Source organism: Streptobacillus ratti, from assembly GCF_001891165.1.
GTDB lineage: Bacteria > Fusobacteriota > Fusobacteriia > Fusobacteriales > Leptotrichiaceae > Streptobacillus > Streptobacillus ratti.
In genome coordinates, this window is sequence record NZ_LKKW01000040.1 from 1 (window position 1) to 9,949 (window position 9,949).

Consider the following 9,949-nt stretch of genomic DNA (forward strand, 5'->3'; position numbering starts at 1 on the left):
CCTTATTATTTACTGTATCACTTCCTATTAGTCTTAAAGTATCATTATATCCACGAGTACTATCTAGTATCCCTGTTACATTGTTCATTGATTTTATTGTAACTATTGTTTCGTTAATATTTCCTCCATAAAATGCCAAATCACCCTCTAATGTACCGTTTTGTAAATTTACTCTTAATGGCTGTAATTTTTTGACATCTTCAGATCTGCCGATTTCAAGATTTCCTTTAATTATACCATTATTTTCTATTAATCCAGTTAAACCAATTATACCAAAATCATATGGTCCAATTTCCATAATACCAAAATTTTTAAAATTTATTTGACCAGTTACATAAGTAAATCCCATTGATTTAATTATACCTGTTTTTGTATTTAAAAAATTTCCTTTTGAATTATTTGCATATAAAGTCTGTCCATTACCATTATCTCCAATACGAATATTAAGAGTCTGAGCATTTATTTCCCCAGAATTTACAATATCTACCCTTTCACTAGCCTCCATAGTAATTATTAATTCATTATATTTATCATAAACTATTTTACCCTCATTCTTAAAGTTTAAATTTTCACTATTTGAAAGCATAATACTACTGTTACTATAAATTTTTCCTGTTTTTCTATTTATGAAACTTATACTTTTCGGTAATCCAATAGATATGTTACTATAAATTGTCCCCTCATTATCTAAAACTGCTAATTCTTTTGACAAAATATCAAATCCTGTAGAATATTCATCAGATTCAAAATTATTAATTATTGCATTTTTTGAATTTTTAAAATATATATTTTTTGAATACAATTTAATAAGATCATATTCTGTAGTCTCAATTTTCTTATTATTTACTATATAAATTAAATTCATATCTTGTTTAACTTTATCATGTTCATCTTTATCCCATTTAAAAAGTTCTTCATCAGTTAAAATATTAGCATTATTTATAATCTTTAAACTATTTTGTTTTTTACCTTTTTTTAAATCAATTTTAAGTTTTTTAGAAAGTGTAAAATCTTTATTTAATTCTGCACTTATGTTCTCCTCATTTTCTATAATAATCTCATCTGGATCTTTCAAAATCTTATCATAGTTAATACCTTTTTCAATTTCATGTATTTTTTTTATATCTTCATTTATTCTATCATCAATTGTTTCAGCATTAGCCAAAATCGACATAAAAAAAATGAAACTCCTAACATACCAGTTTTTACTCACAACCATATTCTCCTTTTTTTACTTTTTTAAGTATATGTAAACAGTATACCCCCCCCCCCCACGATATTTTGTCAATAGTTTTATGTGAAATTTTGTTACAATTAATTTTATTATGTAATTTTTTTAAATAAAAAAAACACGCATAATTAATAATTAAGCGTGTTTCCTATTCTTCTTATTTTTTATCATAAGGGAAATCATCAGGATCTAAACTAAATCTAACTCCCTCATTCATCATATCTATAAGTTTTAAATCTTCATCATCTAAAGTGAAATTTTGAGAATTAAAATTCTCTATTATTCTTGATGGTGTTTCTGATTTAGGTATAGCATAAATACCTCTTTGTATATGCCAATTTAATATTACTTGTGATGAAGTAACATTATATTTACTAGCAATATTTAATAAGATTTTATCATCTAAATATTTAGCTTTTGCTATAGGCATCCATGCTTCCACTTGTATTTCTTCTTTTTTCAAATATGATCTAAGTTCAGGTTGAGAAAATTTAGGGTGTAATTCTACTTGATTAAAAAATGGTTTAACAGAACAATGTTGTTTAAGTTTTTCTAAATGATGTATTTTAAAGTTACATACACCTATTTCTTTTACAGCACCCTCATTTTTTAATCTTTCCATCGCCTTATATGATTCTATAAATTTTTCTGGGTGTGGCCAATGTGCTAATAAAATATCTATTTTACCATCAAGTAGCTTATGGCTGTTTTCAAAAGATTTTAAAGTATCATCATAACTCATATCGCTAGGCCAAATTTTAGTAGTAATTACTAATTCATTTTTCAATTTACAAGTCTTTAAAAAATTCCCTATAAAAGCTTCATTCCTATAATATGTAGCAGTGTCTATCAATCTATAACCAGCATCTATTGCAGTCTGAAGTGCAACTTCCATTTTTTCTTCATCAGTAATCTTATATACACCAAATCCTAATTTACCTATATTCATTTTTCCCCCTTTATTTACATATAGCTAAAGAACCCATAGGATCCCATGGTTTAAGTACTATAGGGTCATTATTTAATTTATCTTGTAATTCTTGTGATAAATATTTTTTATTAACTACTATTTGATATGTATATTTATCCATCCATTCATCACTCATTACAAAATATCCTTTTTCACCATTTGCTTCTCCCCAGCTATTTTCAACTTTCCATCTAGTTGATTTATCATCAATAATATTTACTCCTGATAAAACCATAGCATGTGTCATTAAACTCTCACAATAGTCAAGGTTTGATGATTTACTTTGTTCAAACTTAATTCCAAAACTTTTTTCAAATTCAAATAAATTTAAATCCATTATTCCTAAAGTTCTTTGTGAATTTTGTCCAACATCGCAACCAAACCATACAGTTTCTCCATCACTAATTTGTCTTATAGCTAATTTTTTAAACTCATCCATAGGTAAATTTAAGTATCTAACAGGTTTTCCACCTATTACATTACCTAAATATTCTACAGTAAACATTTCATAGAATGGTTTATCTTTAGTAGGTGCATTTATTATACTTACATATTCATTTAAATCAACATTAATGTATTTATTATAGAAATCTTTTGGATTAATATTTAAATCTCTGTGGAATTTTTTATTCTTATCATAGTATTCAAAATTAAATGTTTTAGGTGGCACACCTAACATAACACATAAGAAAGCGTATATTTCTTCCATCATAGTTTCTTTTAATTCATATAATCCTGACTCATCTAAATCACTATTTCTTAATATTTCAGCGTTAAGTCTTAACTTTTTATTTAAAAGTGTGTTAAGCATAGCAGAATTTGAAGAATGATATACTTCTGGCATTACACTCTTAGGTACTACTCCATATTTTTGTATTAAAGATACTACCATATCCCATTGTCCACCATCTTGTTGAGGTACAGCTAATAAATGGTGTACTATTCTTGAGTCTATATCTTCATTATGTGTTTTAATTATTGCATCTAAGAAAAAATTAGATTTTTCTAATTTATCCCAGAAGAAAGTATATGTTTGTGATAACTCAAAATTTTCTAAATTGTATTCTTTATTCATCTTATGTCTTAACGTATTAAGAGCAGCAAATATCCAACATCTTCCACTTGATTTCTGATTTGATACTTTCCCTGTTTCAATATTTTCAGAAAATACATGTATAGTTTCAGCAAATACATCATTATTAATTACTGCATCACTAATTCCCATTCTAAGAGTTGCATTTTGTAATACTCTAAAATTTCTTTCGTTAAATTTTTGTTCCATTTTTTCAAGATTCATAAAAAATCCCTTCTTTCTAATCCATATATTTTATTTTTTCTTTAACTTTATCTAACGTTATATACGTTTCATTTTCAAATTCTTTTTCAAGAATTTCAATTTTATCATCATCTAAGCCTAAATACATAGCAAATGATTTTAATTGTAATTTCATATGTCCCTTTTGTATTCCCTCAGTAACTAATGCTCTAAGTGCAGCAAAATTTTGTGCAAGTCCTACACAAGCAGTAATTTCTGCAAGTTCTTTTGCATTTGGATTTCCAAGTATTTCAAGAGATATTTTACTTGTAGGATGTACACCAACAGACCCACCAAAACTAGCTATAGCTAAAGGTAATTCTATACTACCATGTAATATTCCGTTTGAATACTTCCAACTAGTTAAACTCTTATACTTTCCATCTCTTGAAGCATAAGCATGAAGTCCTGCCTCTATTGCCCTCCAATCATTACCTGTTGCAAGAGCAATAGCATCTATACCATTAAATATCCCCTTATTATTTGTTACAGCCCTGTATGTATCTACATTTGCAAATTCTATTGCTTTTTCTATTTTTTTACCTAATTTTCCTTCTATTTCTATAAAACATTCAGCTTTAACCATACTAGATGTAGAATAATTAGATATTATACTCATAAGTTTAGTACCTAAACAAACTTCAAGTATTATAGGGGTTATACTTTCAAGCATAGTATTTACAGTATTTGCTCCCATAGCATCTACAGTATCTACATAAAGATATATAATTAAAAAATTTTCCCTCCTTTCTATTTTAATATCTTTTGCTCCCCCTCCTAAATTAACTATACTTTCTTGGGCTTCATTAGCTATTTTTAATAGTTTATCTTTAATATTACTAATATCATTTTTAGCTTTTTCAAAATTTTCAATATCATATATAGCTATCTGCCCAATAATCAATCTATCTATTATTTTTGCTTTAAATCCTCCACTTTTTTTAATTATCTTAGCTGCATTACATGCTGCTGCTATTACCGAGGGTTCTTCTATAGCAAAAGGTATAACATATTCTTTACCATTAATTAAAAAATTAGTAGCTATACCAAAAGGTATTCCATACACACCTATTTGATTTTCTATAAATTTATCTGCCATTTCATTACTTAATACCATGGAATTATTTAATAAATTAAATGTATCTTCACTAATATTTCCATTTTCTTTAAGTAATTTTATTCTTTCTTCTCTACTTTTTTTATAGCTATTTTTCCACATAATTTCTCACTTCATATATTCTTTTATGATTTGATATTTCTTTTAAGTAAGCATCATCATCTATATTTCCTAAATCTATACTTCCTGTTTCATCTAAATTAATATCTTCAAAAAATATATCTTCATATTCTTTAACAGAATATCTCTTTCTACTATTTATTTTGTATTCTATATTTTCTTTATTTAAACTTTCCTTATATTTTTCAGCTAAAGTTACAGAGAAAAATTCAGCAACAGCTCCTGAGCCATAACTAAACATTCCTATTTTATCTCCAGGTTTAATATTTTTAGAATTAAGTATTAAAGAAAGCATAGATAAGTATAGAGAACCTGTATAAATATTACCTATCCTTTTGTTATATATAACACTTGCTTCAAATTCTTTCAATAATTTTTCATCATTTGTTATACTATTTAACCCTTTATATGCCATTTTAGTATATGGAACATGTAAACATATAGCCCTGAAATCAACATCATTTAAACGACTATACTCACTATATGCTTTTTTAAGTAATTCTAAATATTTTTCAACTGAAAATTTACCATCTACTAATGCGTATTTTGAATAAGTTGGTCTCCAAAAATCCATAATATCTTCACTACAAGAAATCTCATCATTATTAAATATTACTATACTTGGATTACTAGATACTAACATAGCTATTGCACCTGCACCTTGAGTTACTTCTCCTCCTGTATTCTTACCATATTTTGCTATATCTGCTGCTATTACAAGAACCTTAGAATTAGGATTTATTGCAATATGTGCCTTAGCATAATCAAGTCCTGCTGTAGCTCCAAAACATGCTTGTTTTATTTCTATGCACTTACAATAATCATTAATTCCTAAGTAGTTTTTAATATATATACTAGCAGCCTTAGATTCATCTATAGAAGATTCAGTTCCAAATATGACTAAATCTATATCTTTTTTATCCTTTTCTGTCAAAATATCTCTTGATGCTTTTATTGCAAGAGTAACTATATCTTGATTTTTAGAAGTAAATGACATTTCAAGTTGTCCTATACCTTTAACAAATTTATCTACATCTACATTTCTTGCTATAGCTAAATCCTTAATATCTAAATATTTATCAGAAAATTCTACACCTATTTTATCTATTCCTATTTTCATAATTATCTTTCAATTAAAATCGAAATTCCCTGACCTCCTCCTATACAAAGAGTTGCTATTCCTCTTTTAAGATTTCTTCTTATTAATTCATGGACTAAAGTTACTACTATTCTAGCTCCACTTGCTCCTATTGGGTGACCAAGAGCTATAGCTCCACCATTTACATTAACTTTATCTTCTGGAATATTTAATTCCTTATTAAATGCAAGTGAAACTGCACTAAATGCCTCATTTACTTCAAAAATATCTATATCTTCAACTGTTAAATTGAATTTTTCAAGTAATTTTTTAGTAGAATATATTGGAGCAAGTCCCATAACACTAGGGTCATTTCCTACTGTTGCAACCCCCTTTATATTTGCAAGTATTTCCATATTATTTTCTTTTACATATTCACTACTAGCTAAAATTAACATTGCTGCTCCATCATTTATACCTGATGAATTACCTGCAGTTACTTTCCCATTATCTTTAAATACTGTTTTTAATTTAGATAGTTTTTCTCTTTCTAAATTAAATCTTGGATACTCATCTACCATTTCATTATATATTTCTTCCTTAAAATATCCATTTTCTATAGCATTTTGTGCTTTTTTTTGTGAATTAAATGCAAAATCATCTAAATCTTCTCTACTAAACCCATAAATATCTACTATATTTTCAGCAGTAATACCCATATGAATATTTGAAAAAGCGTCTGTTAATCCATCTTTTAACATATTTTCACTACCAGTCATTTTTTCTATACCACCAACTAGTACTATATCATTATTACCACTTACTATACTATTATATCCTAGTTCAATTGCTTTCATTCCTGAACCACAGACCATATTTACTAAAAATGCTGGAACTTCTTTTCCAAGATTTCCCTTAATAGATATTTGTCTTGCAATATTTTGTCCCAAGTTATTTGCTAAAACATTACCTAATATTACCTCATCTACTTTGATATCACTAGTAATACTCTTTAGTAAATCGGCTGAAAAATCAACTAATTCTACATCTTTATACATACCATTATACTTAGCTATCGCTGTTCTCTTAGCTCTAATTATTGATACCAAACTTCCTCCTAAAATTTTTCCATAATACTAATTATATCGTTTATTTGAAATTTTATCAACTAAAACAATTTTTTATATAAAAAAACAGAAGTAACTTTATACTTCTGCTTTCCAATACTATTATTTATGCTCATGCTCCATATTACTTGCATATCCTTTACTTGCTTTTCCAACTTGGAAATAATTTGCAACTTTACCATTCATTTCAACAAATGCTTCTGTTCCTTTAATTCCTAAAACTATTGTTTTATCAGTATTAGCAAACATTTCTCCTGATGCACTTACAATTTTTTCTAAATTATATTCCATTCCATCTATTCTTACAAATGCGTTATCTCCTTTAAGAACTGCTAAAACATGTGAATGAGGTTCTCCTTTAATACTATGATAATTTAAAACTATTTCTTCTATAATTTGTTGCATAGCTTCAAAATTAGTTACTTCTCCATTAATTTCAACAAATGCTCCTGTTCCTTTAATTCCTAAAACTACTGTTTTATCAACATTAGCAAACATTTCTCCTGACGCACTTTTAATTTTCTTTAAAGTATAGTTTTTATCCCCTATATTAAGCAATGCTAAATCTCCACTAAGCATAGCTTTTCCTGTTTGTCCATCAGCCCCCATTAAGCTTACTACAGCATCATTTTCCATTACTTCTACAACAACTTTTTCACTTTTCACCATTTTTTGTGTATTTGCCATTGAATTTGAATTTGCGAATCCGCTAACAGCAAGTAACATTGCTGAAATAACCATTAATTTTTTCATTAAAATCACTCCTTATTGTTTATCTATATTCTAATTATACACTTTAATTTTATTTTTTCTCATATATCTTTATTAATTTTATCTTAGTTTTCCAAAAATTTTTCAAAGAAAAAGCAGAAGTAATCTCTTACCTCTGCATATATAGTCTTATTTGTTATCATGGTTATGGCCATGATTGTGTTCATGGTCATGTCCATGGTGGTGATGTTCTGTATTTTTTGCATAACCTTTATCTGCTTTTCCAACTTGGAAATAATTTGCAACTTTACCATTCATTTCAACAAACGCTTCTGTTCCTTTAATTCCTAAAACTATTGTTTTATCAACATTAGCAAACATTTCTCCTGATGCACTTACAATTTTTTCTAAATTATATTCCATTCCATCTATTCTTACAAATGCGTTATCTCCTTTAAGAACTGCTAAAACATGTGAATGAGGTTCTCCTTTAACACTGTGGAAGTTATAAACCATTTCATCTTCCATAACATGAACATGCTCTTGTGCTTTTTCTAATTTCATCATTTTTTGTGTACTTGGCATTGAATTTGAATTTGCAAACCCACTAACAGCAAGTAACATTGCTGAAATAACCATTAATTTTTTCATTTTACTTTCTCCCTATCTATTTTCTAATCTATTTAACAATTTTTTAGTTTCCTCTTCAAATCCTGGTTTTTCTAATAAAGTAAACATATTTCTTTTATATTCTTCAACTCCAGGTTGATCAAAAGGATTTATACCTAACATATATCCACCTATAGCTACTGCTTTTTCAAAAAAGTAGAACATATATCCTAAGTGATAAGGTGTTGCTTCTGGTATATTAATTACAAGATTAGGTACATTACCATCTACATGAGCAAGTATTACACCTTTTGCTGCTTGTTTATTAACATAATCTATTCCTTTTCCACTTAAATAATTTAATCCGTCTAAGTCTGATTCTTCTTTTTCTATTTGTATATCTATTTCAGGATTATCTATTAAAAGAACCGTTTCAAACATAGTTCTTCTAGCCTCTTGTATAGATTGACCTATAGAATGTAAATCTGTTGAAAAATCTGCACTAGTTGGATAAATTCCTTTTCCATCTTTTCCTTCAGATTCAGCAAATAGTTGTTTCCACCATTCTGCGATATAGTGAAGTCTTGGTTCATAGTTAGTTAAAATTTCCATGTTTTTACCTTTATTGTATAAAAGGTTTCTTGTTGCTGCATATATCATAGCATCATTTTCATAATATTCTTTAGTAGAATAATCTACCATTGCATCATATGCACCTTGCATTAATTCATCTATATTAATTCCAGCTACAGCTATAGGAAGTAATCCTACTGCCGTTAATACTGAAAATCTTCCTCCTACATTATCAGGCACTATGAAAGTTTCATAACCCTCACTAATTGAAAGATTTTTCAATGCTCCTTTTGCCTTATCTGTAGTTGCATATATTCTTTTTGCAGATTCTTCTTTTCCGTATTTTTCTTCAAGTTTTTTCTTAAATAGTCTAAATGCTATTGCTGGTTCTGTTGTAGTTCCTGATTTAGATATTACATTAATAGAAAAATCTCTATCTCCTACTAAATCCATTAAATGTTGTAAATATACTGGCGACATATTAGTCCCTGCAAAATATATTTCAGGTGTTTTTCTATCTTCTTTTCTCATGTTGTTATAGAAAGTGTTAGATAAAAATTCTATAGCAGATTTTGCACCTAAATATGACCCACCTATACCTATTACTATTAATACTTCTGAATCACTTTGTATTTTTTTAGTTGCTTTCTTAATTCTCTCAAATTCTTCTTTATTATAATTTTTAGGAAGATCCACCCACCCTAAAAAGTCACTACCTGCTCCACTTTTATCCATAAGTATTTTATCTGCAAGTTCTACAAATGGTCTAATTTGCTCATATTCATGTTTACCAATAAATGGTTCGATATATGTAGTTTCTAATCTAAGTTTCATTTAATATACCCTCATTTCAATAAATATCTGTATTAAGTATATACTAATTTTAAAATTCTTTCAACATTTCTTTTTATTATTTTCTTCTAATTTTAGCGATAAATTTAATTTTTAAATGATAATATATTTCATATTGTAAAATCATATTGTTGTAATTATTTATATAATAAAGAGGGGAGATTTAGAATTTTTAATTCTACTCTCCACCTTATTTGTCTGTATTTTATATTTTAAAACTTGTACAGTAATCCTAAATCTACTCCA

The 9,949-nt window shown here is 27.4% G+C and carries 8 protein-coding genes and 1 pseudogene; all 9 read right to left on the reverse strand.

Annotation, left to right across the window (positions count from 1 at the left end):
- Nucleotides 1-1,174: pseudogene (locus BT993_RS06225) on the reverse strand (autotransporter domain-containing protein); the annotation flags it as partial.
- A gap of 214 nt (nt 1,175-1,388) precedes the next feature.
- Nucleotides 1,389-2,180 (reverse strand): aldo/keto reductase, encoded by a 792-nt coding sequence (locus tag BT993_RS06230; protein ID WP_072593717.1) that lies wholly within the window; start codon nt 2,178-2,180, stop codon nt 1,389-1,391.
- A gap of 10 nt (nt 2,181-2,190) precedes the next feature.
- Nucleotides 2,191-3,498: a C1 family peptidase gene (locus tag BT993_RS06235; RefSeq protein ID WP_072593718.1), complete on the reverse strand. Its 1,308-nt coding sequence runs from the start codon at nt 3,496-3,498 to the stop codon at nt 2,191-2,193.
- A 16-nt stretch (nt 3,499-3,514) separates the two neighbouring features.
- Nucleotides 3,515-4,735 carry a hydroxymethylglutaryl-CoA reductase, degradative gene (locus tag BT993_RS06240; protein WP_072593719.1) on the reverse strand — a complete coding sequence of 407 codons (1,221 nt, stop codon included), beginning with the start codon at nt 4,733-4,735 and terminating at the stop codon, nt 3,515-3,517.
- Nucleotides 4,722-5,873, reverse strand: coding sequence for a hydroxymethylglutaryl-CoA synthase (locus tag BT993_RS06245; RefSeq protein ID WP_072593720.1), 1,152 nt, complete (start codon nt 5,871-5,873; stop codon nt 4,722-4,724). The genes BT993_RS06240 and BT993_RS06245 overlap by 14 nt, the downstream gene beginning before the upstream one ends.
- A gap of 2 nt (nt 5,874-5,875) precedes the next feature.
- Nucleotides 5,876-6,940, reverse strand: coding sequence for a thiolase family protein (locus BT993_RS06250; RefSeq protein WP_072593721.1), 1,065 nt, complete (start codon nt 6,938-6,940; stop codon nt 5,876-5,878).
- A 120-nt stretch (nt 6,941-7,060) separates the two neighbouring features.
- Nucleotides 7,061-7,711 carry a hypothetical protein gene (locus BT993_RS06255; RefSeq protein WP_072593722.1) on the reverse strand — a complete coding sequence of 217 codons (651 nt, stop codon included), beginning with the start codon at nt 7,709-7,711 and terminating at the stop codon, nt 7,061-7,063.
- Nucleotides 7,712-7,858: 147 nt separating this feature from the next.
- Entirely contained in the window at nt 7,859-8,320 is a 462-nt protein-coding gene (locus BT993_RS06260) for an MliC family protein (RefSeq protein ID WP_072593723.1), read from the reverse strand.
- 12 nt (nt 8,321-8,332) lie between these two features.
- Nucleotides 8,333-9,685 carry a glucose-6-phosphate isomerase gene (locus BT993_RS06265; protein WP_072593724.1) on the reverse strand — a complete coding sequence of 451 codons (1,353 nt, stop codon included), beginning with the start codon at nt 9,683-9,685 and terminating at the stop codon, nt 8,333-8,335.
- Nucleotides 9,686-9,949: the final 264 nt, after the last annotated feature.